Source organism: Camelimonas abortus, assembly GCF_042432745.1.
In the GTDB taxonomy this organism is placed as follows: Bacteria; Pseudomonadota; Alphaproteobacteria; order Rhizobiales; family Beijerinckiaceae; genus Camelimonas; species Camelimonas abortus.
Genome location: NZ_JBHLWR010000006.1, coordinates 1,825,089 through 1,851,555, shown reverse-complemented (window position 1 = coordinate 1,851,555; position 26,467 = coordinate 1,825,089). Strand labels below are relative to the sequence as shown.

21 protein-coding genes are annotated in these 26,467 nt (G+C 70.4%); 13 read left to right on the top strand and 8 right to left on the bottom strand.

The features are described from left to right. Window positions 1-58: 58 nt before the first annotated feature. The gene (locus ACFFJB_RS10300) at window positions 59-1,327 is read right to left on the bottom strand and encodes an MFS transporter (RefSeq protein ID WP_376831254.1); all 1,269 of its coding nucleotides are present in this window, start codon (window positions 1,325-1,327) and stop codon (window positions 59-61) included. 313 nt (window positions 1,328-1,640) lie between these two features. Next, the gene (locus tag ACFFJB_RS10295; RefSeq protein WP_376831253.1) at window positions 1,641-3,218 is read right to left on the bottom strand and encodes a porin; all 1,578 of its coding nucleotides are present in this window, start codon (window positions 3,216-3,218) and stop codon (window positions 1,641-1,643) included. Window positions 3,219-3,800: 582 nt separating this feature from the next. On the opposite strand from ACFFJB_RS10295, the gene ACFFJB_RS10290 reads away from it, so the two are divergent. The 5 genes from ACFFJB_RS10290 to ACFFJB_RS10270 all read left to right on the top strand — a co-directional run bounded on the left by ACFFJB_RS10290 (window position 3,801) and on the right by ACFFJB_RS10270 (window position 8,879). Beyond that, complete coding sequence (locus tag ACFFJB_RS10290) at window positions 3,801-5,519, top strand: class I adenylate-forming enzyme family protein (RefSeq protein WP_376831252.1); 1,719 nt, start codon at window positions 3,801-3,803, stop codon at window positions 5,517-5,519. A gap of 523 nt (window positions 5,520-6,042) precedes the next feature. After that, window positions 6,043-6,531 (top strand): hypothetical protein, encoded by a 489-nt coding sequence (locus ACFFJB_RS10285; RefSeq protein ID WP_376831251.1) that lies wholly within the window; start codon window positions 6,043-6,045, stop codon window positions 6,529-6,531. A gap of 434 nt (window positions 6,532-6,965) precedes the next feature. After that, the gene (locus ACFFJB_RS10280; RefSeq protein ID WP_376831249.1) at window positions 6,966-7,448 is read left to right on the top strand and encodes a hypothetical protein; all 483 of its coding nucleotides are present in this window, start codon (window positions 6,966-6,968) and stop codon (window positions 7,446-7,448) included. A 342-nt stretch (window positions 7,449-7,790) separates the two neighbouring features. Next, the gene (locus ACFFJB_RS10275; protein WP_376831247.1) at window positions 7,791-8,096 is read left to right on the top strand and encodes a hypothetical protein; all 306 of its coding nucleotides are present in this window, start codon (window positions 7,791-7,793) and stop codon (window positions 8,094-8,096) included. 282 nt (window positions 8,097-8,378) lie between these two features. Continuing rightward, window positions 8,379-8,879 (top strand): hypothetical protein, encoded by a 501-nt coding sequence (locus ACFFJB_RS10270; RefSeq protein WP_376831245.1) that lies wholly within the window; start codon window positions 8,379-8,381, stop codon window positions 8,877-8,879. A 39-nt stretch (window positions 8,880-8,918) separates the two neighbouring features. Here ACFFJB_RS10270 and ACFFJB_RS10265 read toward each other — a convergent pair whose 3' ends face one another. Further along, window positions 8,919-10,163, bottom strand: a complete 1,245-nt coding sequence (locus tag ACFFJB_RS10265) for an MFS transporter (protein WP_376831243.1) — start codon at window positions 10,161-10,163, stop codon at window positions 8,919-8,921. A 200-nt stretch (window positions 10,164-10,363) separates the two neighbouring features. Between ACFFJB_RS10265 and ACFFJB_RS10260 the strand changes: the two genes are divergently transcribed. The 4 genes from ACFFJB_RS10260 to ACFFJB_RS10245 all read left to right on the top strand — a co-directional run bounded on the left by ACFFJB_RS10260 (window position 10,364) and on the right by ACFFJB_RS10245 (window position 17,498). Beyond that, entirely contained in the window at window positions 10,364-11,596 is a 1,233-nt protein-coding gene (locus ACFFJB_RS10260) for a TAXI family TRAP transporter solute-binding subunit (RefSeq protein ID WP_376831241.1), read from the top strand. 291 nt (window positions 11,597-11,887) lie between these two features. Continuing rightward, window positions 11,888-13,891, top strand: coding sequence for a TRAP transporter permease (locus tag ACFFJB_RS10255; RefSeq protein WP_376832642.1), 2,004 nt, complete (start codon window positions 11,888-11,890; stop codon window positions 13,889-13,891). Between the two features lie 194 nt (window positions 13,892-14,085). Then, window positions 14,086-15,738 carry an energy-dependent translational throttle protein EttA gene (gene ettA / locus ACFFJB_RS10250; RefSeq protein ID WP_376831239.1) on the top strand — a complete coding sequence of 551 codons (1,653 nt, stop codon included), beginning with the start codon at window positions 14,086-14,088 and terminating at the stop codon, window positions 15,736-15,738. Window positions 15,739-15,992: 254 nt separating this feature from the next. Then, a complete protein-coding gene (locus tag ACFFJB_RS10245; protein ID WP_376831237.1) occupies window positions 15,993-17,498 on the top strand; it encodes a peptide MFS transporter in 1,506 nt (501 codons plus the stop codon). A 10-nt stretch (window positions 17,499-17,508) separates the two neighbouring features. Here ACFFJB_RS10245 and ACFFJB_RS10240 read toward each other — a convergent pair whose 3' ends face one another. Both ACFFJB_RS10240 and ACFFJB_RS10235 read right to left on the bottom strand, forming a co-directional pair. Continuing rightward, complete coding sequence (locus ACFFJB_RS10240; protein WP_376831235.1) at window positions 17,509-17,928, bottom strand: BspC domain-containing protein; 420 nt, start codon at window positions 17,926-17,928, stop codon at window positions 17,509-17,511. A gap of 180 nt (window positions 17,929-18,108) precedes the next feature. Beyond that, the gene (locus ACFFJB_RS10235; RefSeq protein WP_376831233.1) at window positions 18,109-18,615 is read right to left on the bottom strand and encodes a hypothetical protein; all 507 of its coding nucleotides are present in this window, start codon (window positions 18,613-18,615) and stop codon (window positions 18,109-18,111) included. A gap of 90 nt (window positions 18,616-18,705) precedes the next feature. On the opposite strand from ACFFJB_RS10235, the gene ACFFJB_RS10230 reads away from it, so the two are divergent. Then, window positions 18,706-19,986: a lytic murein transglycosylase gene (locus ACFFJB_RS10230; protein ID WP_376831231.1), complete on the top strand. Its 1,281-nt coding sequence runs from the start codon at window positions 18,706-18,708 to the stop codon at window positions 19,984-19,986. 45 nt (window positions 19,987-20,031) lie between these two features. Here ACFFJB_RS10230 and ACFFJB_RS10225 read toward each other — a convergent pair whose 3' ends face one another. Beyond that, a complete protein-coding gene (locus ACFFJB_RS10225; protein ID WP_376831229.1) occupies window positions 20,032-21,384 on the bottom strand; it encodes a sugar porter family MFS transporter in 1,353 nt (450 codons plus the stop codon). A gap of 233 nt (window positions 21,385-21,617) precedes the next feature. Here ACFFJB_RS10225 and ACFFJB_RS10220 point away from each other — a divergent pair, with 233 nt between their 5' ends. From ACFFJB_RS10220 to ACFFJB_RS10210, 3 genes are all read left to right on the top strand, one after another. Continuing rightward, the gene (locus tag ACFFJB_RS10220; RefSeq protein WP_376831227.1) at window positions 21,618-22,061 is read left to right on the top strand and encodes a PaaI family thioesterase; all 444 of its coding nucleotides are present in this window, start codon (window positions 21,618-21,620) and stop codon (window positions 22,059-22,061) included. 107 nt (window positions 22,062-22,168) lie between these two features. After that, entirely contained in the window at window positions 22,169-23,095 is a 927-nt protein-coding gene (locus ACFFJB_RS10215) for an ABC transporter ATP-binding protein (RefSeq protein WP_376831225.1), read from the top strand. Next, window positions 23,092-23,853 carry an ABC transporter permease gene (locus ACFFJB_RS10210; RefSeq protein ID WP_376831223.1) on the top strand — a complete coding sequence of 254 codons (762 nt, stop codon included), beginning with the start codon at window positions 23,092-23,094 and terminating at the stop codon, window positions 23,851-23,853. The genes ACFFJB_RS10215 and ACFFJB_RS10210 overlap by 4 nt, the downstream gene beginning before the upstream one ends. Window positions 23,854-23,867: 14 nt before the next feature. Here ACFFJB_RS10210 and ACFFJB_RS10205 read toward each other — a convergent pair whose 3' ends face one another. Then, a complete protein-coding gene (locus ACFFJB_RS10205; protein ID WP_376831221.1) occupies window positions 23,868-24,509 on the bottom strand; it encodes a GntR family transcriptional regulator in 642 nt (213 codons plus the stop codon). Between the two features lie 121 nt (window positions 24,510-24,630). Continuing rightward, window positions 24,631-25,944, bottom strand: coding sequence for an acyl-CoA dehydrogenase family protein (locus tag ACFFJB_RS10200; protein WP_376831219.1), 1,314 nt, complete (start codon window positions 25,942-25,944; stop codon window positions 24,631-24,633). Window positions 25,945-26,467: the final 523 nt, after the last annotated feature.

Here is a 26,467-nt window from a genome sequence, read left to right as displayed (position 1 = left end):
CAAGCGGCAGGGCGGCGCGGCTGCGGGAATTCCGGGCCGTGGGGCCGGCGGGTGCCGGTCAGGCGCCGGCGACCGGGGGCGCTCCGGCGGGCGCCGGCGGCCGTCCGGCCAGGAGCAGCATCACGAAGCCGAGCGCCCCCAGCAGCGCGGCGCAGAAATAGGAGGCGCCGTAGCCGTGCAGCCAGTCATGCAGCAGGCCCAGCGCGATGGGGCCCCCGGCCACGCCCACCATGGTGACCAGGCTGTGCGCCGCGTAGATGCGGGCGTATTCGCGCGTGCCGAAGGCGTCCGCCATCAGCAGCGGCTGCATCATCAGCAGGTTGCCCACCGGCAGGCCGAACAGGGCCACAGCCGCCAGCAGCAGCAGCCGGTCGGCGGCGAGCGAGATGAGCAGCAGCGCCGCTCCCTGCACCGCCATGGCGACGAGCGTGAAGGGAATGGCCGGGGCGCGCAGCAGCACGACGCCCCCGGCGAGACGCCCGGTGATGCTGGACGCCGCCAGCACCGACACCGCCAGCGCCGCCGTCTCCACGTCCACCCGCGACGACACCATGTTGTACAGGTGCGAGATGCCGCCCACCTGCGCCGCCATGGTGAACACATAGGCGACGGACACCAGCCAGAAGAAGCGCGTGACGCGGGCCTCCGCCCAGGTGCGGCCGCTGCGCGCGGGACCGGCCTTCTGGCCCGGCGTCGCCGGGGCGCCGTCCGGGTTGAGGCCCATGCTTTCCGGCGAGGGGCGGATGACCAGCACCGTCAGCGGCGCCACGCCGAGGAAAAACGCCGCGCCCAGCCATGGCCCGGCGCCGGCGAGGCCGACGGCGTTGACCAGCTGCGCCGTGAGCGGGGTGATCACCGCCCCGCCCACTGACAGGCCGGTCATGGCGATGGACAGGGCGGTGGCGCGCCTGGCGTCGAACCAGCGGGTCAGCACCGTCATGGCCGGCACCAGGCCGCAGCCGCCATAGGCGACGCCGAACAGGGCGTAGAACAGGTACAGCCGCCAGGCGGTGCGCACCAGGTCCAGCGAGGCGAGGCAGCAGGCGCTGAGAATGGCCGAGCCGACGATGAAGTAGCGCACGTCGTGCCGGTCGATGAACCGGCCGGCGAACATGCCGGCGAAGCCGGAGGTGACGAAAAACAGCGCCGTGGCGCTGCTGGCCATGGACACCGGGAAATTGCGCTCCGACACGAAGGCCTTCAGCAAGACCGAGAGGTTGTAGAAGGCGAGGCCGCCGGTGGTGAACAGGATGACGGTCATCGCCGCCACGATCCACCAGCCGTAGAAGATGCGCGATTGACGGACGGAGGCGTCGGCCGGCGACATGGGTTCTCCCGCGACAGTTTCACCTGGACCTGCTCAGGCCCTCCTGCATACACGGGCGGCGGCCGCCGCCGCCAGTGACGCAGACGCAACGCCGGCGGGCGCGGCGCGCATTGCGGACATGGCCGGCCTGGCCGCGTCTGGCGCGCCATGCGCCCGCTGCGGCGGCCGCGACGGGGCTTTCCCCGGAAAGCGCGCGACGGGCTTCCGGAACAGGCGCGCATGAACATGAAAAGGGGAGCCGTGCGGGCTCCCCTTCCGCTGTCTGGCGACGGCCTGCGGGCCGGCCATGCCCGGCCGGCCAGGCCGCGCCCGGTCAGAAGTCGCGCTGGATGCGCAGGCGCCCCTGCCAGGCGTAGTCCGTGCTGGCGGTCCTGGCGTAGGTCACGCCGTTGACGCGGTAGGAGATGTTCTTGTTGGCGTCTTTCACCCGGCCGTCGACGCGCACCTGGGCGAACGCCACCTCGGCGCCGATGTCGAGGCCCTTCACCGGCGACCACACCAGGTTGGTCCCGGCGATGAGCAGGCCGGAATCGCGCAGCACCGCCGATTCGGCATAGGTCACCGCCTGCTGGGGGCTGAACTGCAGGCCGGCCGGGATCAGCGAGCCGCCGACGCCGGCGTAAAGCGGGCCGAGCGCGCCGCGGGCGCCGGAGCCGTATTCGATCTTCGAATAGCTGGCGAACACCGCCTGGCGCACGGTGGGCGTCCAGTAGTGCAGGAAGGCGCCGAGCACCGACCAGCTCTGGCCAAGCTTCAGGTCGCCGTAGGCGTTCACATAGGCGTCGACGGTGTTGACGGTGAAGCGGCCGAAGCTCTGGCCGGTGAGGCTGTCGCCGCCGAACATGGCGGTGGCGCCGGTGTAGGCCATGGCGCCGCGGCCCCAGGCGCCCTGCAGCCACAGCTGGTCGCCCTTCGCCAGGAACGGCAGGTTGACCTTCACGCCGCCCTGCACGGCGTAGCCCCAGGCGGCGTCCGGCCGCTTCGGCGCGATATAGGTTCCGGCGTCGCCGGTGGAGACGTAATTGCCGACGGAAATCTGGTGCAGCGCGGCCGACAGCTGCGCCGAACCCCAGTCGCCGTCCTGGCGCAGGGCGAGGATGAAGTCCGGCGTGTTCAGGCGCTGGGCCACGTCCACCGAGGCGTAACTGAGCGGCAGGCCTGTGGCCGGGTCGAAGGTCACGCCGACGTTGCCGTAATACTTGCCGCCCACGACCACCGGGCCGGTGTTGCCGGAGTAGTACACCGGCGTGCGGCGGAAGGTGGGATCCTCCATCGACACCGTGGCGGTGAAGCCATTGCCGAGCTTCGCCGTATAGGCGAGGCCATTGGTGCTCAGCACGTCGGAGGAGGAGGTGGCCCCGATCAGCTCCAGGGTGTGGCCGTAGAAGTCGAAGAACGAGCCGAAGCGGCCGGCGGTGAGTCCGGCGAACTGGATGAAGGCCTTGTCCGCCTCCACCGACTTCTGGGCGCGGTTGAAGGTGTCGACGCCGGTGGCGCCGAAGGCCTGGGCCATGCGCTCCGCGGTGCCGGAGCGCAGCGACCAGCCGCCGGTGCGGCTGGCGATCTCGAAGCTCACGAAGGTGCGCAGCACGCCCCATTCGGTGTTGGTGCGGGCGTCGACCTGCAGGCGGCCGAGGCCGCGGAACGACGAGCGGTCGGGATTGCCCACCTTCAGCGGGCCGGAGAGGTTGTACTCGAAGCGGGCGCGGCCGCCGATGCGGATGCAGGTGTCCGTGCCCGGGATGTAGAAGAAGCCGGCGCCCTGCGCGCTGCACACCTTTACGTGTTCGACCGGCGCGGCCTTGCTCGCCGGAAGGTCGGCGGCGAGAGCGCCGGACGCAGCGCCGAACGTCGCGGCGGAACCCAGCAGGAAAGCCCTGATTTTGCTCACGTCAGTTCTCCAGAAATGGGAAGGCCCGCAGGCCCGCGCCGGCGGCGGCGCGTGACGGCGCGCCGGCTGTTCGCGCAGTAACCGCGCCATATGACAGTAATGCTACAGACCGGACCGGAGTTCAAAGGCTGGAGTCTGTTCATGTTCGCCCGGAAAAACTGGTTCATTCCTGAAAAACTGTTCTGTTCTGTGTGCATCCTGTAAAAAACTATTCTGTTCTGACTGTGAATTCCCGGAGATTCCAGTTCATGTTGCGGGAATTTTCTGCATGTTTCCGGTCATTGACTGCGCAGGGCGGGCGTTGCGCCGCCGTTCGCCGCGCCGCTGGCGGGGAAATGCTTGCGCAGGCGCGGGCGCAGCAGCGGGCGCGGGCGGCGTATGCTTGCGCGCGCCGGTCCGTGACCAGGCCTGAATGCGGCGCTCCGGCGGCGGATTTGCGGGCGAATGTGGCGGGCGGGCCACAGTGGGCCGTGTCGGCGCCGCGTCGCCGGCATGGCAGGGCGGCGGCGCGGCCGCCTTGCCGCGGCGCGCCGGTTGCGGGCAACATCTCTCGCAGAAAAACCACGACGACGAGGAAACGCCATGGCAGCAGACACCACCGCAACGCCTGAAGGCTTCGCCATGTCCGCTGCGGAGGCCGAGCGCCTGCTGACGGCGCCGGACGCGCAGTTCGCATGGGAGACCATCGACATCCGCGGCGTGCCCACGCGGGTGTGGAAGAACGCCCCGCCCAACCTGCGCGTGGTCCTTGAGGCAACGGAGGCGTTCGGCGACCTGCCCTGCATCGTCTTCGAGGACGAGCGCCTGACCTATGCCGGGCATCTCAACGCCGTGCGCTCGCTGGCCACGGCGCTGGTCCAGCGCTTCGGCGTGAAGAAGGGCGACCGCGTCGCCATCGCCATGCGCAACTATCCGGAATGGGTCATCACGTTCTGGGCGGCGGTGGCCATCGGCGCCATCGCCACGCCGCTCAACGCCTGGATGACCGCCGACGAGCTGGTTTACTGCCTGAAGGATTCCGGCGCGGCGGTGCTGGCAGCGGACGGCGAGCGCATCGACCGCATCCGCGACCGGCTGGGCGAGATCCCGGCGCGGGCGGTCATCGGCACGCGGCCGGAGCAGCCGTTCCCGCCGGGCGTCATTCCCTGGGACGCGGTGGTGACGGCGACGCCGGGCGCGACGCTGCCGCCGGCCGACATCGCCCCGGATGACGACGCCACCATTTTCTACACCTCCGGCACCACCGGCATGCCCAAGGGCGTGCTCGGCACGCACCGCAACATCTGCTCCAATCTGGTGACGCTGGCCTATGGCCGCACCAGGGCGCTGATGATGGCGGGCCAGCCGGTTCCCGATCCGGCCACGGCGCCGAAGAAGTCGTTCCTGCTGCCGGTGCCGCTGTTCCACGTCACCGGCTGCCATTCCGCGCTGGTCCCCACCTTCCTCGCAGGCAACAAGCTGGTGCTGATGTACAAGTGGGACGCCCGGCGCGGCCTGGAGCTGATCGAGCGGGAGAAGGTCAACGGCTTCACCGGCGTGCCGGCCATCGCCTGGCAGGTCATCGAACATCCGGACTTCGGCAAGTTTGACCTCTCCAGCCTCGAGGCGGTGTCCTATGGCGGCGCGCCGGCTCCGGCGGAGTTGCCGAAGCTGGTCAAGGCGACCTTCCCGCTGGCCTCGGCCGGCAACGGCTACGGCCTCACCGAAACCTCCTCGGTCACGGCCCAGAACCAGGGGCTGGAGTATCTGCGCAAGCCGGACAGCGTCGGCCGCCCGGTGCCGGTGTGCGAGATCCGCGTGGTCGACCACGACGGCCGGGACGTGCCCGCCGGCGAGATCGGCGAACTGTGGATCAGGGGGCCGAACGTGGTGAAGGGATACTGGAACAGGCCGGAGGAGACGGCGAAGACCTTCACCGGCGGCTGGCTGCACTCCGGCGACCTGGTGCGGGTGGACGAGGAGGGGTTCATCTACATCCTCGACCGCGCCAAGGACATGGTGATCCGCGGCGGCGAGAACATTTACTGCACCGAGGTGGAGAACGCGCTCTATTCCCATCCGGCGGTGATGGACGCGGCGGTGTTCGGCCTGCCGCACCGGGTGCTGGGCGAGGAGGTGGCGGCGGTGGTGCAGCTGAAGCCGGGCCACTCGGCCACCGAACAGGAGCTGATCGCCCACGCGGCGCAGCGCCTCGCCGCCTACAAGACCCCGGTGCGGATCGACGTGCGCACGGAGCCCCTGCCGCGCAACGCCAACGGCAAGGTGCTGAAACGGGAGCTGAAGGCGCAGCTCGCCGGCTGACCCCCGCGCGCTTCCGGGGCGCGCTGGGCAGGGGCGGACGGCGGCCTGTCCGGTCGCCGCCCCTTGGTCCGTGGCGCGGCGGAGCGGCCGACGCCGGCGGCGCAGGCCCCCGCCCCCGCAGCGCCATCTCCGGTCTGCCTGACGGTGCGTCCGCCGGGCATGGCGGGGCGCGCCGGATCACCCAGGGCCCTGTCCGGACATGTTGTTCTGCTGGCGCTCCTGCCCGCGCAGGGCGCGGGCGTTCGCATGCGCGCCCGCGCCGGACATGACGACGTTTCTTCCCGGGGCAGAGGGCGACGTCCCGGGCGTGCGCGCGCCGGGGGGCGTCCGTCGCCCCACGCTTCGCCGGCCACGCGCTGTGTGCGCCGTCCCTGATTTTCGATGTCTCCCGCCGTCGTGCGGCCGTCCTGCGACGTCAGGCGCGGCCGGTTCCGCCGCGTGTTATGCTTGGGAGGCGGCGCGCGCCGGCGACGTTTCGCGCGCGGTCCGCAATGTTGGAGAACAGTATTTTGCGGAGAAAGTCATGGATCCAGTCAAGGTCACAATCGGCACAGTTGAGAACGGCGTGATTTATTATCTGCAGAATGGCGCCGGGCAGCTTAATTTCGTGGCGGCTGAGGAGACGACGCCGCAACGCATGACCTGGTTTCTGGACAAGGTCCCGTCGTTCGACGATCTGGAGAACAGCCCGCCGATGGTCGTGCGCAGCGCCCTGGACAACCGGTATCTGGACCTCGCCGGGAGCTTCATGTCCGCCGGGGGCGGCCTTTACATTCCCGGGATTCTCTCAGTCCAGCCGCGGGGCCTGCGGTTCGCGGCGGCAGGGCAGGTGGTGAACGGGGCTGCGATCGCGGGCGGCATCATCACGGATGACGTCAACCCCACCATGACGGTGGGCGTCCGGGCGCTGGCGCTGCCGCCTGACAACCAGCGCCAGCTTGCGTGGCGCGGGTTCGACAACGGCATGCCCGACGACGCCCTGCGTGCGTTCATCGTCAGCGCGCTGCCGTAAGTCGCGTCCCCTGCGGCTGGCGGAGCGCGCCAGCCGTCTCCTGCGCCGCGCCATGAATTGCGGACCGGCCGCGCGCCGCGCAGGGCGGCGGACAGGCGGGCTGCCGCGGGGCGGCGGCCGGACGTCCCGCCGTTCATGTCCCTGTCTGCGGGCGGCCTTCCTTCCCCTGGGGAAGCAGGGGCCGCCGCAGGAGCCGGCGACGTGGCGCGCGATCAGCGCCGGCCGGGCCCCGCAGGACGCGGCGCAGGCGCGTCCGGACGCGAGCGGCGCGGCGCCGGGCAAAACGTCGTGCGGGCGCCTTACGGATCCCCGGGGCTGGCTGCGTCGCGCATGCTATGTGTTGTGTATTGCGTGGCGGTCCGGGCGCAGATGCTCGCAGGTCGCATGCTGTGCGTCCCACGAATTATTATAACATTGTTTCAGGGGACACTATTATGGATTCATTTTATGCAGTCATTATGTGTAATGACAAGGACGAAACATATTATTTACAGTGTAATGATACTGGTTCTGAGATTTATTTCGGGCCGAAACGGTCAGGCGGCTGGAGCGTCTACTGGGAGATTGGCGGCGTATCGTCGCTTGCTCTCCTGGGGCTTTCGCCGCAGGTGTCCCTGCGCCCTGTCCTCTTCGGGGGGTATCTTTCGATCAGGGCGGGAGGCGTCGACATTGACGGCTACCGTTACGGCTATGCCGGGCTGACGTATGTGAGGAGCACCTTCCGGTTTACGGCGCTGGGGCCCGTGGTCGGCGGTTACGCGGTCGGCGATCTCGAGGAGCCGCAGATGTCCGGCGACGTCGTGGTGCGGAGCGTAATGGGTCCGGAAACCTTTAACCGGCGGCTGCTCTGGTCGGCCGTTCCCTGGGACCAGGCGCCGGCCATCCTGAACAGCCATCTCGTTATGGCGGCTGCCTGACGGCCGCGGCGCGGCCAGCCGCCCGTCTGGCCTCCGGGCCGGCGCGCGGGCGCCGGCCGCCGCGGCGCCAAAGACCGGCCTCCGCTCCGGGGGGCCATGGACGCGGGGCGCGGAACTGGCGTGCGTCATGCGCCCTGGACGTCGCCTGTTCAATCCATCGGGGGGGCGGACATGAAGGTCGCCATACTGTCCAGCATAGGTTCCACAAGGTATGCGCTGACAAACTTTAACATGGGGGTGCGTTTCGCGCCTGATCCGGGTCCAGAAAGACCGGATACGGCCGTATGGCTCATTGAAGAGGCGCAGCAGATTTCAGGAATCGGCGACGGCCGGGTCATTACGGTGCGGAGTCTCAGTGACGGCCGCTATCTCGGGATGACGGACAGCACGACGACGTATGGCGGCGCGGCGTGTTGCGAGAGCGTGCTCGCCGAAACAGCGGCGCAGTTCGTCGGCAGGACGCGCAGTCTCGGCTCCGGCGAGACGGCCTTCCAGCTGCTTGGCTGGCGGAGCAAGGCGCAGTCCTTCGCGTTCGGGGCCCTGTGGCAAACCAGCCCCCTGCCGCTGGTCTGGGTGGTGCCGGCCAGCTATCCGCAGAGACTGGTTCCGCCATCCGGCTTCGGAGCCCTGCTGCTTGAGGCCGCGTAAGGGCGATTGGGGCGGCGCGTCTCCGGCCGGTTCGCCCCTCGGCGTCATCGCCGCGGCGGGCTGGCTTTCCGCGGGGACGCGCCGGCCAGGGCAGGGCGGACCGCCTGCGCCGCCCGGGGCGCAGGCGCGGCGGGCGGTTTTCGTGCGTTTGCCGGGGGCTGACCCGCGCGCCGCCCCGCCGCGCGTCGCGTTCCTGATGCGTTTCGCCTGCGCCGGCCGCCGGCGGGCGTGCATGCCGCTGGCCGTTATCCGGAAATATATTTGAATGGATGGGACCGGATCATGACGACATATTATGCTTTCACGGCGTATAATACCAAGGGAACAAGATACGCGCTTTATTACAATTACGCCGCGGCGTCGCTGGTCGCCCAGCGTTTCGACCAGGTGCTGCGGCAGATCGAATGGACCGTCGGAGATGTTCAGGGTTTTGGAGACGGCGTGCTGACCGAAATCGAACAGAACGTTCTCGAATACCTGAAAGTGGCCGGCCGCTCCAGCGCATATCAGGGATGGGAGGTTTACGACGGCGCGATCGCCTCCGCCAAAGTGCCGTTCGTCATCTGGTACAACAGCCAGGACAAGCCGCAGACCTCCATAAACGCTGCGGACAAAAGCGTCACGGTGATCGGCGCCGTCAACGGCGTTTTCGTGCAGCTGGTGATGTGGGACAAGGGCGACGGCTCCGCCACCCAGCCCGTATTCTGGGCGGCCATGCCGACCAGGGAGGGGCAGGCCCTGCCTCCTGCGTTCAGGCCGCTTTACTTCACGCAGGTCGAATAGCCGGCGCGCGCCGGCCGGCCCGCGCGGGGGAACGGGAGGTCAGCCGTTCAGCCGCGGCTCCGGCATGCGGTACACCAGCCAGGCCGCGATGAACGCCATCGCCGCCGCCATGGCGATGGGCAGGGCGTAGCTGCCGGTGACGTCGAAGGCGTAGCCCGCCAGCGGCGGCCCCAGCAGCGAGCCCACCGCCCCGGCCGTGTAGCTCACGCCAATGACGCCGCTGGCGTTGCGCGGGCCGAACACGTCCACCAGCAGCGCCGGCGCCAGCGCCACATAGCCGCCGTAACACAGCCCGAACGCCAGCGCGAAAATGGCGAGGCCCACCGCGTCCCGCGCCACGATCCACCACGCCATCATCACCCCAAGCCCCAGGAACATCAGCGTCAGCGACAGACGCCGCCCCAGCCGGTCGGCCACGCCGCCGATGAGAAACCGTCCGGCGGTGGAGCCGATGCCGATCAGCGCGAACAGCGTAACCGCCGTGGAGGGATCGACGCCCCGGTCCTGGGCTGAAGGCGCCAGATGCACGAAGGGGATGAACAGCCCCACCGCCGCCAGCACCGAGGCGACGTAAAAGGCGCGGAACTGCGGCGAACGAACCGTTTCGCCAAGGCTCATGCCGGGCAGTTCGCCGCGCGCCGGCGGCGGGCCCGCCAGCAGCTTGCCGTCCGGGGCCATGCCGCGCTTCTCCGGCTCGCTGTCCAGGAACAGCGCCGCCAGCCCGCCGGCGACCACCACGAACAGCCCCAGCGCCACATAGGCGCCGCGCCAGCCGAGGCCGTTCACCAGATGCTCCGCCACCTTGGGCATCACCAGCGTGCCGAGGCCGATGCCCGAAACCGCGATGCCCGAGGCGAAGCCGCGCCGCAGCAGGAACCAGCGCTGCACCGCGCTCACCGACGGCACGTAGGAAAAGCCGATGCCGAAGCCCATGCCGATCCCGACCGCGACCGCCACGGACTGCACCGAGCCGGCGTAGCTGGCGCCGATCAGGCTCAGGCCGGTGAGCGTCACCCCGCCCAGCGTCACCGGGCGCGAGCCGAACCGGTCTGCGAGGGGGCCGCCCACCACGCCCATGACGAAATAGATCGCCACCGCCGCCGCGAACACCCAGGAGAGCGCGGCGCGGCTGGCGGAAAACTCCTGCTGCAGCGCGTTGAAAAAGGCCGGGAACGCGTAAAGCGATCCCAGGGTGCAGAACATCACCGCAAAGGCGGCGGCGACGACGGTCCAGCCCCGCCGCGCCGATTCCTTCAGCAGCGCGTGCTCCATTACGGCGTTCATCAGGCGTTTCTCCCCTTGCGCGCCCGTTTTCCGGCGCCTGTGGCGGCGGCGTCCGGCGGGTCGCCGCCGCAAGAAAGCCCGTCGGCGGCCTGCGGATGCGGCGGGCGCGCCCGACTATTGGCCTGGTCGACAGGCGCGCCGCCGTGCTGCTACATAACGGTAACCGAATAACAAATAACAAATATATCGAGGAGGAGACGATGCGCCAGGGGTTGCTGCCTTCCTCACGACGTTCGCGCGGCGGACGCGTGCTTTCCGTCGCCGCCGGCGCGCTGGCCGTCCTGCTCGGCGCCGGCGTCGCCGCCGGCCCGGCGCGCGCGGAGGGGGCCGGCCAGAAGCCGGCGTCCGACATCCGGCTGCCGCCCGCCCTGACCTTCACCGCCTATGACACCGGATCCTCCGGCTTCAACATCGCCGTGGCGGTGGGCCAGATGCTCAAGAAAAATTACGGCGTCGACCTGCGCGTGCTGCCGGCGGGCAACGACGTGGCCCGCTTCGCTCCCATGAAGGCGGGCCGCGCCCAGATGGCGGCCGGCGGCATCGGCTCGTATTTCGCCCAGGAGGGCGTGCTGGAGTTCGCGGTGAAGGAGTGGGGGCCGCAGCCGCTGCGCGTGGCGCTGGCGGTGATCGACTGCAACGCGCTCTCCATTGGCGTGGCCGCCGACGCCGGCGTGAAGCAGCTGGCGGACCTGCGCGGCAAGCGCGTGGGCGTGGTGGTGGGCGCGCCGGCGCTCAACCAGGGCACCTTCTCCATCATGGCGTTCGCCGGGCTCACCCCGCAGGACGTGAAGCTGGTGGAGTTCTCCGGCTATGGCGCCATGTGGAAGGGCGTGGTCAACAACGAGATCGACGCGGCCTTCGCCTCCACCATCTCCGGCCAGGCGCGCGAGGCGGAGAGCTCGCCGCGCGGGCTGGTGTGGCCGCCGGCGCCGGCGTCCGACGCCGCCGGCTGGGAGCGCCTGCGCAGGATCGCCCCCTATTTCTACCCGCACAAGACCACATGCGGCGCCGGCATCGCCAGGGGCGAGACCATCGAGCTGCCGGCCTATCCCTATCCGATCTTCCTCGCCTACGCCTCGCAGCCGAAAGAGCTGGTGGAGGGCGTGACCGCCGCCATGATCCGCCACTTCGACGAGTACAGGGACGCCGCGCCCGGCGCGGCCGGCCTCGACCTGAAGCGGCAGAAGCTCACCTGGGTGCTGCCCTACCACGACGGGGCGGTGGCCGCCTTCCGCGCCGCCGGCGTGTGGACCGACGAACATGAGCGTCACAACCAGCGGCTGGTCGCCCGCCAGGAGACGCTGGCCAGGGCGTGGAAGGCTTTCCTGGACAGTTCGCCGCCGGACGACCGCGAGGTCTTCCGCAAGGCGTGGATGCAGGCGCGGGCGAAAGCGCTGGCCGAGGCCGGCATGGACGTGGTGTTCACTGACTGACGCCGGCGGGCAAGCCGGGCGGCGCCGGCGGCCGCGCCGCGCTCCCGGCTTCGCCGCGCGCCCGCAAGGCCGCGCCCCCAGGGCCGCGCCGCCGGCGCGGGGCCAGGGGATCCCGCCGGGCCGCGCGACCGACACGCCGCGCCATGCGATCCGCAGCAGGGAGACGTCATGGATACGCCAGCCAGGACCGACCGGGCGACGTCTGACCGGATGACCGCGCGCCGCAGCGTCCGCTACGCCGCTCCCCACGTCCCGGCGGCCCGCGGCGTCGCCGGCGACGAAACGGAGGGCATGGCGGGCCTCGCCGGCGCAGGCGCGCCGCTGGAGGCGGAGACGTTGCGGCTGCGCCGCCCTGGCGGCCTGTGGCGGGGGCTGCTCGTCGCCGTGGCGGCGCTGGCCATCCTGCTGTGCGTCAACCAGCAGTTCGCGCTGCGCTTCTTCGTCGGCTTCACGCCGCTCAACACCGAATATTACTACCTGCTCGTCACCCTGCTGCTGCCGTTCACCTTCGTGATCTTTCCCGGGTCGCGCGCGGCGCCGCTGGACCGCGTGCCCTGGTACGACGTCGCGCTGTTCCTCGCCGCCGTGGGCGCCGGCGTGTGGCTGATGCTGCACATGCGGCGCGCGGCGGAGCTGGGCTGGGAGTTCGCCGGCGCGCCGGACCACGTGCTGGCCGCCGGCGCGGTGATGTGGGCGCTGCTGATGGAGGCGCTGCGCCGCGCCGGCGGGCTCAGCCTGATGCTGTGCGTCGCCCCCTTCACCTTCTATCCGCTGTTCGCCGGCGCCGGCTGGCTGGGGCCGCTGCGCGGCTCGCAGTCCACCGCCGGCCAGGCCATCGCCTATCACATGCTGTCGGCGGAGAGCGTGCTGGGCATTCCCATGCAGGCCTTCGCCGAAACGGTGATCGGCTTCCTGGTGTTCGGCGCGGCGCTGATGACCACCGGCGCCGGCCGGTTCTTCATCAACCTGGCCTTCGCCCTGTGCGGCGCCTTCCGCGGCGGCGCGGCCAAGGTGTGCATTTTCGCCAGCGCGCTGCTGGGCATGATGTCCGGCTCGGTGATCTCCAACGTGCTCACCGCCGGGGCGATGACCATTCCGGTGATGAAGCGCAGCGGCTTCCGCGCCCATTATGCGGGGGCGATCGAGGCCTGCGCCTCCACCGGCGCGGTGCTGGCCCCGCCGGTGATGGGCGCCACCGCCTTCGTCATGGCCCAGTTCCTCAATGTCTCCTACGCCGAGGTGGCGCTGGCGGCGGTGATCCCCTCGCTGCTCTATTACGCCGGCCTGTTCCTGCAGGTGGACGCCTACGCCGCCCGCCACGGGCTGGTGGGCATCCGCCGCGAGGAGCTGCCGTCGCTGCGCGAGACCTTTCGCGAGGGCTGGTATTACGCCTTCGTCATCGCCCTGCTGGTGGTGATGCTGCTGTATTTCAAGCGCGAGAGCCACGCGCCGTTCTGGGCCACGGCGCTGCTGCTGGTTCTCAACCAGATCTTCAACCGTGAGGGCCGATGGACGCTGGCGTCAGTGACCGGCTTCCTCGAGACCAACGGCCGCACCTTCGTGGAGCTGACGGCGATCCTGGCCGGCTGCGGCCTGCTGATCGGCGCCTTCTCCATGACCGGCGTCATCTCCAGCCTCGCCGGCGACCTGGTGGCGCTGGCCGGGCAGAACGTTTTCCTGCTGCTGGCGATGGCCGCCGTCACCAGCATGATCCTCGGGCTGGGGCTCACCACCACCGCCTGTTACATCTTCCTCGCCATTCTGGTGGGGCCGGCGCTGGAGCGCATGGGCCTCAACGCCATGGCGACGCACATGTTCATCTTCTACTGGGGCATGCTGTCGGCGATCACGCCGCCGGTGGCCATCGCCTCCTTCGCCGCGGCGGGCATCGCCGGCTCGCCGCCGATGAAGACCGGCTGGGAGTCCATGCGCGTCGGCTCCATCATCTATTTCCTGCCGTTCTTCTTCGTGCTCAATCCGGCTTTCGTCTTCCAGGGGCCGGGCCTCGAGACGGCGGTTCTCACCGCGCGGGCGCTGGCGGGGGCGCTGTTCATCTGCGGCGGCATGCAGGGCTATCAGGCGGGGCTGGGCGACCTGCGCGCCGCCGGGGCGCTGGAGTGGCCGGCGCGGGCGCTGCTGATGCTGGGCGGAATCGCGCTCGCCACGCCCGGCGACGCGCTGATGCCGCTCGGCACCATGACCATGACGCTGGCGGCGTTGGCCATCCTGGCGCTGGCTGCGGCGCTTTATCTCGCCGGCCGCGGGGTCCGGGCCAGCGGGCGCGCCGGAGCGTGAGGTCCGCCGCCCCGCGCGGGAGCGGTCGCGCGCCCCCCTGCGGCGAAAAAGGCCGGGGCGGGCCGCCGTTTCTGCACGGAAAACGCCCCCGTGCCTTGCAGGCGGAGGGCGCGGGGGATAGATAGGCCCCAGATCCCTTAATCCCATTCAGCGTCATTTGGCGCGACAGACGCCCGTTACGGGTGGAGCAGTTGATGTCACGTCAGTTCATCTATCACATGCGGGGCCTGACCAAGGCTTACTCGAACGGCAAGAAGGTGTTGGACAACATCAACCTGTCGTTCTACCCCGACGCCAAGATCGGCGTGCTCGGCGTCAACGGCGCCGGCAAGTCGACCCTGCTGCGGATCATGGCCGGGCTCGACAAGGACTGGACTGGCGAGGCGTGGGTGGCCGAAGGCGCCCGCGTCGGCTACCTGCCGCAGGAGCCGCAGCTGGATCCCGACAAGACCGTGCGCGAGAACGTGCTCGACGGCGTCGCCGAAAAGAAGGCGATCCTGGACCGCTACAACGAGCTGGCGATGAACTATTCTGAAGACACGGTCGATGAAATGACCGAGCTTCAGGACCGCATCGAGGCGCTCGGCCTGTGGGACCTGGACAGCCAGGTGGACCAGGCCATGGAGGCGCTCGGCTGCCCGCCGGACGACTGGAGCGTGGAGCGGCTCTCGGGCGGCGAGCGTCGCCGCGTCGCCCTGTGCCGCCTGCTGCTGGAGCAGCCCGACCTGCTGCTGCTGGACGAGCCCACCAACCACCTTGACGCCGAGACGGTGAACTGGCTGGAAGGCCACCTGCGCAACTATCCGGGCGCCATCCTGATCGTCACCCACGACCGCTACTTCCTCGACAACGTCACCGGCTGGATTCTCGAGCTGGATCGCGGTCGCGGCATCCCCTACGAGGGCAACTACTCCTCCTGGCTGGAGCAGAAGCACAAGCGCCTGCAGCAGGAGAACCGCGAGGAGGAGTCGCGCCGGCGCGCCCTCGAGCGCGAGCGCGAATGGATCAGCGCCTCGCCGAAGGCCCGCCAGAGCAAGAGCAAGGCGCGCATCCAGCGTTATGAGGAGCTGCTGGCGAAGCAGGACGAGAAGGCGCCCTCCACGGCCCAGATCATCATTCCGGTGGCCGAGCGCCTCGGCAACAAGGTCATCGAGTTCGAAGGCGTCACCAAGGGCTTCGGCGACAAGCTGCTGATCGACAACCTGTCGTTCAGGCTGCCGCCGGGCGGCATCGTCGGCGTCATTGGCCCCAACGGCGCCGGCAAGACCACGCTGTTCCGCATGATCGCCGGGCAGGAGCAGCCTGACGCCGGCGTCATCACCATCGCCGATTCGGTGAAGCTCGGTTACGTCGACCAGTCGCGCGACGCCCTCGATCCCAACAAGACCGTGTGGGAGGAGATCTCCGAGGGCAATGAGGTGATCTACCTCGGCAAGAAGGAGATCAACTCGCGCGCCTACTGCGGCGCCTTCAACTTCAAGGGCGGCGACCAGCAGAAGAAGGTGGGCGTGCTCTCCGGCGGCGAGCGCAACCGCGTGCACCTGGCCCGCATCCTGAAGTCCGGCGCCAACGTGCTGCTGCTCGACGAGCCGACCAACGACCTCGACATCGACACGCTGCGCGCGCTCGAGGAGGCGCTGGAGGATTACGCCGGCTGCGCCGTGGTGATCAGCCACGACCGCATGTTCCTGGACCGCATCGCCACCCACATTCTCGCCTTCGAGGGCGACAGCCATGTGGAGTGGTTTGAGGGCAACTTCCAGGAATATGAGGCCGACAAGAAGCGCCGCCTCGGCATCGACTCGCTGATCCCGAAGCGCATCCAGTACAAGAAGTTCTCCCGCTGACCTGCGGCGGGAGCACGGCGGGGTTCCGGCGGGGCGCGAAAGCGCCCCGCCTTTTTTGCGCCCGCCTCCGGCGCGGGCGGGGGAGGGGGAGACGGCCGCGCCGCGGCGCGTCCTTCCGTCGCCGGTCCCTGTCTGGTGATTGCCTGACGGCGCCGCCGCGCGGGTAGGCTCTTGTCCGGGATTTCCGGGCCGGGGGCGACAGCGGCGAACCGGGCGGCGCGCGCCGGCGCGCCGTCCCGCCGCAGGGAGACGTGATGTCGCGACAACAGACCACCGCGCCGGCGCCGGCCGGCGACACGGCGTTTTTTGGCCACCCGCGCGGACTTTCCACCCTGTTCTTCACCGAGATCTGGGAGCGGGCCTCCTACTACGGCATCCGGCCGCTGCTGCTGCTGTTCATGACTGACGCGGTCACGCGCGGCGGCTATGGCTTCAGCGCCGCGGAGGCCTCGGCCATCGTGGGCATCTACGCCGGCTCGGTGTTTCTGCTGGCGCTGCCGGGGGGCTGGCTCGCCGACCGCTGGCTGGGCGCGCGCCGCGCCGTGCTCGCCGGCGCGGTGCTGATCATGTCCGGCCACCTGGCCATCGGCCTGTCGGCGCTGCTGTCGCGGCCGGCCTTTTTCGCCGGTCTTGTGCTCATCCCCCTGGGCAGCGGCCTGATGAAGCCCTCGATCAGCTCCATGGTCGGCGCGCTCTACGCGCGCGACGACATCCGGCGCGACAGCGGCTTCTCCATTTTTTACATGTCGGTGAACATCGGCGCCTTCTTCGGCTATGTCGTCACCGGCCTGCTGGGCGAGCGCGTCGGCTGGCACTGGGGCTTCGGGGCGGCCGGCGCCGGCATGTTCATCGGCCTCGTCACCTACTGGCTGCGCGCGCCGCGCACCCTGGCCCATGTGGAGCCGCCGCCGCCCATATCGCCGGCGCTGCGCCGGCGCATCATCGCCGCCCTCGCCGTGATCGCGGCGCTGGTCGCCGGCGTGTTCGCGGCCGCCGCCGCCGGGCTGCTGGTCATTGACGCGCAGAAAACCGCCGGGGCGATGGGCGTGGCGCTCGCCGCCATCGGCGCGCTCTATCTGCTGCAGCTGTTCGTGGCCGGCGGCCTCACCGCCGCCGAGCGGCGGCGCGTGGCGGTCATCACGGCGCTGTTCCTGTTCGCCGCCCTGTTCTGGGCGGGGCTGGAGCAGGCGCCGACCTCGATGAACCTGTTCGCCCGCGACCTCACCGACCGCGTCATCTTCGGCTTCGAGATTCCCGCCAGCTGGCTGCAGACGCTGAATCCGCTGTTCATCGTGCTGCTGACCCCGGCCATGGCGGCGCTGTGGACGGGCCTGCGCCGGCGCGGGGTCGGCGTCAGCAGTCCGGCGCAGTTCGCGGCGGCGCTGGCGCTGGCGGGCGGCTCCTTCATGGTGCTGTATCTGGGCGTCCAGGCGGCGCGCTCGGGGCTGGTCTCGCCGCTGTGGCTGGCCGGCTGCGTGCTGCTGCAGGTGGTGGCGGAGCTGAGTCTCAGCCCGGTGGGCCTCTCCGCCATCAGCGGCCTCGCGCCGGAGGGCAGGACCTCGCAGATGCTGGGGCTGTGGTTTCTGGCCAGCGCCATCGGCAATCTGATGGCGGGGCTGCTGGGCGGCGCCGTCGACGCCAGCGATCTCGACCGCGCCGGCGCCATGTTCATGGGCATGGCGGCGGCGCTGTTCGGCGCCGCCGTCGTGCTGGCGCTGCTGGCGCGTCCGCTGCGGCTGCTGCTGCTGCGCACGGACTGAGCGCGCGCCGCTAGCGCCTCTCGAGCGCAATGTCGACGACCTTTTCCGCGGCGCCGATCTGGCAGCGCAGGGTGATGTTCTCCCATGCGCCGTCCTTGCGCCGCCTTGCGGCTCCCGCGACGCTGACGCCGGTCAGCGGCCCTGTCGCGCCGGCCTCCGACTGCGGCGCCGGCGCGCGTTTCGCGGCGACGATTTCACTGGCGGTGAATCCGAGCCGGTCATAGTCGCCGTGGAGCGTGAGGTCATGGCCGGTGGCGATGCAGGCGGCCACGTCCGGGGCGGCGTGGGAGTCGCGCACCAGCGTCATGTAATTGCGGGCCCGGTTTTTCGAGGGGGGCGGCGGCTGCATGGCGACGGCCGGAGCCGCGGCGGCGAGCGCCAGCGCGACGCCGGCGGCGGAGGCGCGTGAAAACCGTGAAAACATGGCCATGGCTTTCCTGTCCTGTGGGTTGCTGGGGCCGGCGGCGCGTCGTTCGCGCCGGCGTCGCAATATTTCCCGGGAAAGGAAGCAAAGGCGCGACGGCCATGCGTTATAAATTTGCAAAAATGGCGTCGCCGTCAGTAATTTCCTGACGCACCGTCACGGAGACGTCCGCGCGCCGCGCCCCCGTCAGGGGCCGGCGCCGGTCCCGTCGGTCGCCCGCCAGTATTCGGCCACGAAACCGCGGCGGTCGACGCTGCGCGCCTGGCCGGCGATCGCCGGTTTTCCGTTCCGGCAGCGCCATGCGAAAATGTTGTCGCGGCCGGTGGCCCAGCGCGGAATCACGTCGGCGTCCGGATGCTGGCGGCAGAACTCCTGCGCCTCCGGCGAGGGGGTGACATGGGTGTCGGCGCGGCCGCAGTGGCGCTCGCCGCCGGGGATGCACACCATCACCCGGCCGTCCATGCAGCGCCACACGCCGCGCAGCCTGCCGTCTGGCGGCGGCGTCACCCCCAGCAGCGCCGCCGCTTTGGGCAGCAGGGCGTCCGGTATGGCGTGGATGCGGTTGTCGTCGCCGGCCCGGCGGCAGTACGCCGCCGCCTCCGCGGCTTCATCCGCGCGGGCGGCGCTGGCGGCGGCGAGCGCCGCGAGCGCGATCAGGCCAGAAGTGACGGTACGGGTCATGATGTGCGCCATGTCCATGTTCCGCCCGCTTATAGTCGCATGCGCCGGCGCGGTCACCGCCGGCGACGGGAAAGCCTCCGGCAGGGTGAACGGATGATGCGCATGAAGACATGTCGCGGGCGCGCGGCGCCGCTGGCGGCGGGGCTGGCGCTGGCGTGGCTGGCCGCCCTTGCGCCGGCCGCGCCGGCCCCGGCCGCTCCGGCCGCTTCCGCGGCGCAGGCGCCGCCGGCGGAGGCGGCCGCTTTCGCCGCCTTTCTCGCCGGCCTGCGCGGGGAGGCGCTGGCCATGGGCGTCTCCGCGGCGACCTGGCGACGCGAAACCGCGGGGCTCACGCCGGATTTGTCCCTGCCGGGCCTTGCCCGCGGCGGGGAGACGCCGTCCCATGCCGGCCAGCGCGAGTTCAGCGCCACGCCGGCCCGGTATCTGGCGGAGCAGGCCATCGCCGCCGCGGCGGCCCGCGGGCGGCGGCTGAAGGCGCGTTACGCCGCCGAACTCGCCGCCATTGAACGGCGCTTCGGCGTTCCGGGGGAGGTGGCGCTGGCGGTCTTCGGCCGCGAGAGCGGCTATGGCGCCGACACCGGCCGCCATGACGCCCTGCGGGCGCTGGCCACCCAGGCCTGGGCCGGGCGCCGGCGGGAGGCATACCGCCGGGAATTTCTCCATGCCCTGAAGATGCTGGATGACGGCGTGGTCTCCCGCAGCGCCATGAAGTCGTCCTGGGCCGGGGCCATGGGCCTGCCGCAGATCCTGCCGTCGCAGTTCTACCGCTACGGCCAGGACCTCGACGGCGACGGGCGGGCGGACATTTTCGGCTCGGTTCCGGACGCGCTGGCCACCATCGCGGCCCACCTGCGCGGCGAGGGCTGGCGGCCGGGCGGACGCTGGGCGCATGAGACGGCGGTTCCGGCCGGCTTCGACTGCACCCTGGCGGACCCGGACGCGCCGCGTCCCTGGCGCGAGTGGCGGGCGCTGGGGCTGCGCGCCGTCAACGGCCCGCCGCCGGAGCCGGAGGAGCGTCTCGCCCTCATCCTGCCCGCCGGCGCCTACGGGCCGGGTTTCCTCATCGGCGACAGCTACTTCGCCCTCAAGGCCTACAATTACTCCGACCTCTACGTCCTCTATGTCGGCCATCTCGCCGACCGCATCGCCGGCGGCGGGCCGTTCGCCACGCCCTGGGGGCGGGTGGTCCAGCCTTCCGCCGCGCAGATCGCTGCCGTGCAGCGGGCGCTGGCCCGCCTCGGTCTCTATGCGGACAGGATTGACGGCTTCGCCGGCATGAAGACCCGGCTCGCCGTCGGCCGCTTCCAGAAAGCGCGCGGGCTGAAGACCGACTGCTGGCCCGGCCCTGGGACGCTGGCGGCGATCGCCGCCGCGGCGCCGTGAACGCGGCCGGGCCCCGCCAGCCGGAGGGGCCCGGAGCGGCGCGGCTCAGCCGCGCGCGCCGGCGACGCCTGCGGCGCCGGCCGACAGTTTCGCCTCGATCTGCTCCAGCGAGGCGCCGGCCGTCTCCGGCACGTACAGGCGGGTGAACGCCAGCCCCGCCGCGCAGCATGCGGCGAAGAAGGCGAAGGTGAGGGCCAGCCCGAACGCCGACAGCGCCATGGGGAACAGCATCACCACCAGGGCGTTGAGCGTCCAGTTGGAGATGGCGGCGAGCCCCATGCCCAGCGGCCGCACGTCCAGCGGGAAGATCTCCGACATCATCAGCCATGGCAGCGGCCCGAGCGAAATGGCGAAGCCGGCGATGTAGGCGAACAGCCCGGCCAGCGCCACGGCGTTGAGCCAGGCCGCGCCGGAGGCCGCCGCCACGGCGATGACCGCAAGGCTCGCCGCCGTGACCGAGAAGCCCAGATACAGCATCCGCCGCCGGCCGATGCGGTCGATCAGCGCCATCGCCAGCACCGTCACCGCCACATTCACGGCGCCGACGCCGATGGTGGCCATGAGCTGCGCGGCGTGGGTGTCGAAGCCAGAGGCGGCGAACACCATGGGCGCGTAATAGATCACCGCGTTGATGCCGCTGAGCTGCTGCAGCGCGAACAGGCCGACGCCGACGATGGTGGCCGGCAGCACGCGGCGCGAGAACAGCGCCGTCCAGGCGGCGGCGTTCTGGTGCGGCGCGCGGGCGGCGTCGCGGATCTCCTGCAGCTGCGCCTCCAGCTCCTCCGCCGTGGCGCCGGGGGCGGAGCGGGCGAGCACGGCGCGGGCTTCCCCGTCGCGGCCGCGCAGCACCAGCCAGCGCGGCGTGTCGCGCATCGCCAGCATGGCCAGCGCCAGCGCCGCGCCGGGCAGGGCGCCGATGGCGAACATGGTCCGCCAGCCCTCGCCGAGGGCGAAGCCCGCCGTGTAGGAGCCGAGAATGCCGAGGGTGATGGCCAGCTGGTAAAACGACACCAGCATGCCGCGGTGCGCCGGCGGGGCGTTTTCGGCGATGTACAGTGGCGCCGCCACCGCGGCGAAGCCGATGGCGAGCCCCAGGGTCAGCCGCGCGGCGCACAGCACGGCCGCGCCGTCCGCCAGCGCCGACAGCGCCGCGCCGGCGGCGAACAGCGTCCCTGCCGTGACCAGCGCCCCGCGCCGGCCGAGGCTGTCGGCGAGACGACCGCCCGCCAGCGAGCCGAACAGCGCGCCGAACGGCACCGCCGCGGTGATCAGCCCCTCCACCAGCGGCGCCAGGCTGAAACGGGCGTGCAGCGCCGCGAGGGCGCCGGCGATGACGCCTTCGTCGTAACCGAACAGGAAGCCGGACAGGCCGGCGATTATCGCGATGACATAGGGCATGGGCGGCCTCGCAGTCTGGGCGCGCGGCCATGGGGACGCGCCGGCCCGCGCGTCGCCCCGATGAAGGCGACGCGGGAAAGCGGCGTCCGGCCGGCGCCGGGCTGTGACAGGGACCCGGTGACGGATCAGCTGCGGCGGGACATTGACCTCAACAGCCGCAGCAGGCATGCCTCCAGACGGGGACAGACAGCTCCGTCGCCCCGGGGAAACGCACGCAGGGACAGGAAATTTCCGTGACCGAGCAAGAGATTATCGCCGCGTTCCGGGCGAACGCGAACCCGTGTTTGCAGACACTGGGCGGGGGAATCGTCGCTTTTGACTCGCGGACTGACACCGCCACCATGGAATGGACCGCCACCACGGCGCACTGCCACTCGGTCGCCGGTCATCCGAAAGGCGGCGTCGTGCAGGGCGGCATCGTCACCGGCTGGATCGACGCCGCCATGGCGCACGCCTGCATCGCGAAGTCACGGTTCACGGTGGCCGTGCCGAGTCTCGAGATCAAGGTGAGCTTCCTGCTCTCCGCCCATCCCGGCAAATACCGCTCCATGGGCTGGATCACCCGCTGGGGCCGCTCCGTCGCCTTCCTCGAGGGCGAGCTGCGCGACATGGACGGCGCGCTCATCGCCCGCGCCAGCTCCACGGCGGCGCTGCGGCCGCTGCGCGCGGACGCCTGAACCGTCTCCCGTTCCGGCGGAGGTCCGGCGCGGGACCGCCCCGCCCGACCTTCGTCGCAGGAATTCAGGGTGTTCGCGCCGCCGCCGGGGGGGCTTATAACCGCCCCATGCAGCCGATTCTCAGCATCAGGAACCTGTCGAAGACCTACCGGGGCGGCTTCGCGGCCCTGCATCCGCTCGATCTCGACATCATGCCGGGGGAGATCTTCGCCCTGCTGGGGCCGAACGGCGCCGGCAAGACGACGCTCATTTCCATCATCTGCGGCCTCGCCACTCCCACCACCGGCACGGTGACGGTGGGCGGGCATGACTCGCGGCGCGATTTCCGCAAGGCGCGCGCGATGATCGGCCTCGTGCCCCAGGAGCTGGCCACCGAATCCTTCGAGACGGTGTGGAACACCGTCACCTTCACCCGCGGCCTGTTCGGCCGGCCGCGCGATCCGGCGCTGGTCGGGCGGATCCTGCGCGACCTGTCGCTGTGGGACAGGAAGGACAGCCGCATGCTCACGCTGAGCGGCGGCATGAAGCGGCGGGTGATGATCGCCAAGGCGATGTCGCATGAGCCGCGCATCCTCTTTCTGGACGAGCCCACCGCCGGCGTCGACGTGGACCTGCGCCGCGACATGTGGCGGCTGGTGCGGCGGCTGAAGGAGGCCGGCGTCACCATCATCCTCACCACCCATTACATCGAGGAGGCGGAGGAGATGGCCGACCGCGTCGGCGTCATCAACCGCGGCCGGCTGATGCTGGTGGAGGACAAGGCGACGCTGATGCGCCGCATGGGCCGCAAGGAGGTGACCGTCACCCTCGCGCAGCCGCTGGGGGCGCTGCCTGCGGGCCTCGCCCGGCGCGGCGCCGCGCTTTCGGACGACGGCCGCGAACTGCGCTGGACCCACGGCGCCGGCGATGATCCCGGCGCCATGTCGGCCATGCTGGCGGAGATGTCGGCCGCCGGGCTGGCCATCGCCGACATCGACACCCGCCGCTCCTCGCTTGAGGACATTTTCGTCGACCTGCTGAGGGGGCGCCAATGAACCTGCGCGCGATCGCCGCCATCTACCTGTACGAGATGGACCGCACCCGCCGCACCGTGCTGCAGAGCGTGGTGGCGCCGGTGCTCTCCACGGCGCTGTATTTCGTGGTGTTCGGCGCGGCCATCGGCGGCCACATGGGCGCGGTGGGCGGCGTGCCTTACGGCGCCTTCATCGTTCCGGGCCTGATCATGATGTCGCTGCTCACCCAGAGCATCTCCAACGCGGCGTTCGGCATCTATTTCCCGCGTTTCGTGGGCACGTTTTACGAGCACCTCTCGGCGCCGGTGTCGATGGTGGAGATCGTCGCCGGCTTCGTCGGCGCGGCGGCGACGAAGAGCATCCTGCTGGGGCTGATCATTCTGGCCACCGCGGCGGTCTTCACGCCGCTCACCATCCTGCATCCGTTCTGGATGCTGGCGTTTCTGGTCGCGACCTCGCTCACCTTCAGCCTGTTCGGCTTCGCCATCGGCGTCTGGGCCGACAATTTCGAGAAACTGCAGCTGATGCCGATGCTGGTGGTGACGCCGCTGGCCTTTCTGGGCGGCAGCTTCTACTCCATCGACATGCTGCCGCCGTTCTGGCGCACGGCGTCGCTGTTCAATCCGGTGGTCTATCTGATCAGCGGCTTCCGCTGGAGCTTCTTCGGAACCTCCGACGTGAACGCCGCGGTGAGCTTCGTCATGACGCTGGCGTTCATGGCGGCGTGCCTTGCGGTGATCGCCTGGATGTTCCGCACCGGCTACAGGCTGCGCAACTGAGCGGGCGGCCGGCGTCAGCCCGGCGGGGCCGCCTCCATCGCCTCGATCATGCGGCGGAAGTGTTTCTGGGTGAGGGCGCGCGCGCCCTCCTCGTCGCCGGCCAGCACCAGGCGGCCGATCTCGGCGTAGTCGGCGTGGCGCAGCCGGTCATAGGCCGCCACCTGGGCGCGGAACTGGATGCGCAGCAGGTGCGTCTGCACCCGCGGCGTCACCCGCGCCAGCTCGGCGTTGCCGGCAAGGCGCGTCATCTCCCGGTAGAAGCGGTCGCGAGCGAGGGCGTATTCCGGCGTCACCTGGCCGGGGTCAAACTGCGCCAGCGCCGCCACGGCGGCGCCGAACCGCGCCGCGCCTTCCCCGTCGCCGGCGGCGTTGCGGGCGGCGCGGGCGGCGGCGAGGCCCACCAGCACCTCCAGCACCTCCAGCAGGTCGATGGCCTCGCGCCAGTCCAGCCGGCGGATCGCGGCGCCGCGCCCTGGCGACAGGGTGACGATGCCCTCCGCCGCCATGCGGCTCAGGGTTTCGCGCACCGTGCCGCGGCTGACGCCATATTCGGCCGTGAGGTCAGCCTCCACCAGCCGCTGGCCGGGGGCGTAGCGACCTTCGTAAAGGCCGCGCACGATGGCGCGGAACAGGCTGTCGCGCGAGGCGCCGCTCATGGGGGATTCTCCGCGGCGGAAGCTGGCCCGCCGGCCGCCGTTTCGTCAAGGAGCCGCTGCAACGCGCCCCGCACGGGGCGGGCGCTCCGGGCGGGGCGGGGAGGGGCTGTCGTCGCGCGTCTTACTCGGTCCAGTCGGCCGGGCGGGCCCACAGGCTGTTCTGCGCGTGGGCCAGCGCCTCCTCGCGGGTGAAGCCGGCGCCGCGTCCGCCGGTGAAGGCCGGATCCGTGCCCTGGTGCCGCTTCAGCTCGAGGCGGGCGATCTGGTTGCGGTGCACCTCGTCGGGACCGTCGGCCAGGCGCAGGGCGCGGGCCAGCGAATAGCAGACGGTGAGGTAGTGGTCGTTGTTGGTGCCGCCGCCGCCGAAGGCCTGGATGGCCCAGTCAATGATCTTGCAGGCCATGTTGGGGGCCGCCACCTTGATCATGGCGATCTCCTGTCGGGCCTCCTTGTTGCCGACGGTGTCCATCATGTACGCCGCCTTCATGGTGAGCAGGCGGCACTGCTCGATCATGATGCGCGCCTCGGCGATGCGCTCCAGCGTCACCGTCTGCTCGGCCACCGGGCGGCCGAAGGCCACGCGCGCCTCAACGCGGCGGCACATGCGCTCCAGGATGCGCTCGCTCATGCCGATGAGGCGCATGCAGTGGTGGATGCGGCCCGGCCCAAGCCGGCCCTGGGCGATCTCGAAGCCGCGGCCTTCCCCGAGCAGGATGTTGGACGCCGGCACGCGCACGTTGTCGAACCACACCTCCGAGGCACGGTCCGGCACGCCATAGAAGCCGAACACCGGCAGCGAGCGGACGACGCGCACGCCGGGCGTGTCCTTCGGCACCAGGATCTGCGACTGGGTGCGGTAGGGACTGGCGTCGGGGTCGAAATTGCTGCGCCCCATCACGATCATGATCTTGCAGCGCGGATCGGTGGCGCCGGTGGTGTACCACTTGCGGCCGTTGAGCACGTATTCGTCGCCGTCGCGGCGGATCTCGAGCTGCACGTTGGTGGCGTCGGATGAGGCGACGTCCGCCTCGGTCATGGCGAAGGCCGAGCGGATTTCGCCCGCCAGCAGCGGCTCCAGCCACTGCTTCTGCTGCTCGGGCGTGCCGTAACGGACCAGCACCTCCATGTTGCCGGTGTCGGGGGCGTTACAGTTGAACACCTCCGGGGCCATGATCGAGCGGCCCATGATCTCGCACAGCGTCGCGTACTGCTGGTTGTTGAGGCCGGCGCCGCGCGGATCGTCCGGCAGGAACAGGTTCCACAGCCCTTCCGCCTTCGCGATCTTCTTCAGCTCCTCGATGACCGGGATGACCCGCCAGGGGCCGAGCTTCTCGGCCTCGGCGTAGTAGCGCGGCTCGTTGGGATAGATGTGTTTCGCCATGAAGTCCTTCAGGCGGGCCTGCAGGTCGGCGAGCTGGGATTCTGAAACAGCCACGGCGTGCTCCTCTGGTTGCCGGACTGTTTTGTGCGCCAAAATTGTCGGACAATAAAGACTGACAATATGTCGCTGCCGCGCTGGCGGCCGGGCGCCGGGAGGTTTGCGGGCCAGCAGGAGCTGGAGGAGGGCGCGGGCCGGAACGCCGGAGACCCGTCGTCGCGGGGACTGGCCGTCTCACAAAAATGTCATCGCCTGCGGCCGCCCGCGGGCGCAGGCCGGCGCTGCAGGGAGCGCGGCTGAAATAATTCACGCGCAGGCGGAGCGTTAACGGGAAGTAAATTTGCCGGCGCGACCGCCCTGGCGATGATGTCGGCAGGCAGACGGGCGCGGACCCTGACGCAGCGCGGGCGCCCTTGACCGTCCGGACGGGCGCGCCCGGCGGCGACAGCGGACGCAAGATGCAAAATGATTGTCCGCGACTGCGGAAGGGGTGTGGCTGAAAAAGTATTTTTTTTGTCCAGGAAAAGGAATTACCATGCGTCTTGCATTGTGGGCCATGCCGCTCCGGCGGCGCTGATTC

Bases quoted from the DNA above. Each gene is read 5' to 3' on its own strand.
- ACFFJB_RS10285 (WP_376831251.1), top strand. From the start codon at position 6,043: ATGGATCCAGTCAAGGTCACAATCGGCACAGTTGAGAACGGCGTGATT.
- ACFFJB_RS10290 (WP_376831252.1), top strand. From the start codon at position 3,801: ATGGCAGCAGACACCACCGCAACGCCTGAAGGCTTCGCCATGTCCGCT.
- ACFFJB_RS10265 (WP_376831243.1), bottom strand. From the start codon at position 10,163: ATGAACGCCGTAATGGAGCACGCGCTGCTGAAGGAATCGGCGCGGCGG.
- ACFFJB_RS10300 (WP_376831254.1), bottom strand. From the start codon at position 1,327: ATGTCGCCGGCCGACGCCTCCGTCCGTCAATCGCGCATCTTCTACGGC.
- ACFFJB_RS10215 (WP_376831225.1), top strand. From the start codon at position 22,169: ATGCAGCCGATTCTCAGCATCAGGAACCTGTCGAAGACCTACCGGGGC.
- ACFFJB_RS10240 (WP_376831235.1), bottom strand. From the start codon at position 17,928: ATGGCCATGTTTTCACGGTTTTCACGCGCCTCCGCCGCCGGCGTCGCG.
- ACFFJB_RS10230 (WP_376831231.1), top strand. From the start codon at position 18,706: ATGAAGACATGTCGCGGGCGCGCGGCGCCGCTGGCGGCGGGGCTGGCG.
- ACFFJB_RS10210 (WP_376831223.1), top strand. From the start codon at position 23,092: ATGAACCTGCGCGCGATCGCCGCCATCTACCTGTACGAGATGGACCGC.
- ACFFJB_RS10205 (WP_376831221.1), bottom strand. From the start codon at position 24,509: ATGAGCGGCGCCTCGCGCGACAGCCTGTTCCGCGCCATCGTGCGCGGC.
- ACFFJB_RS10245 (WP_376831237.1), top strand. From the start codon at position 15,993: ATGTCGCGACAACAGACCACCGCGCCGGCGCCGGCCGGCGACACGGCG.
- ACFFJB_RS10255 (WP_376832642.1), top strand. From the start codon at position 11,888: ATGGCGGGCCTCGCCGGCGCAGGCGCGCCGCTGGAGGCGGAGACGTTG.
- ACFFJB_RS10270 (WP_376831245.1), top strand. From the start codon at position 8,379: ATGACGACATATTATGCTTTCACGGCGTATAATACCAAGGGAACAAGA.
- ACFFJB_RS10225 (WP_376831229.1), bottom strand. From the start codon at position 21,384: ATGCCCTATGTCATCGCGATAATCGCCGGCCTGTCCGGCTTCCTGTTC.
- ACFFJB_RS10280 (WP_376831249.1), top strand. From the start codon at position 6,966: ATGGATTCATTTTATGCAGTCATTATGTGTAATGACAAGGACGAAACA.
- ettA (WP_376831239.1), top strand. From the start codon at position 14,086: ATGTCACGTCAGTTCATCTATCACATGCGGGGCCTGACCAAGGCTTAC.
- ACFFJB_RS10260 (WP_376831241.1), top strand. From the start codon at position 10,364: ATGCGCCAGGGGTTGCTGCCTTCCTCACGACGTTCGCGCGGCGGACGC.
- ACFFJB_RS10235 (WP_376831233.1), bottom strand. From the start codon at position 18,615: ATGGCGCACATCATGACCCGTACCGTCACTTCTGGCCTGATCGCGCTC.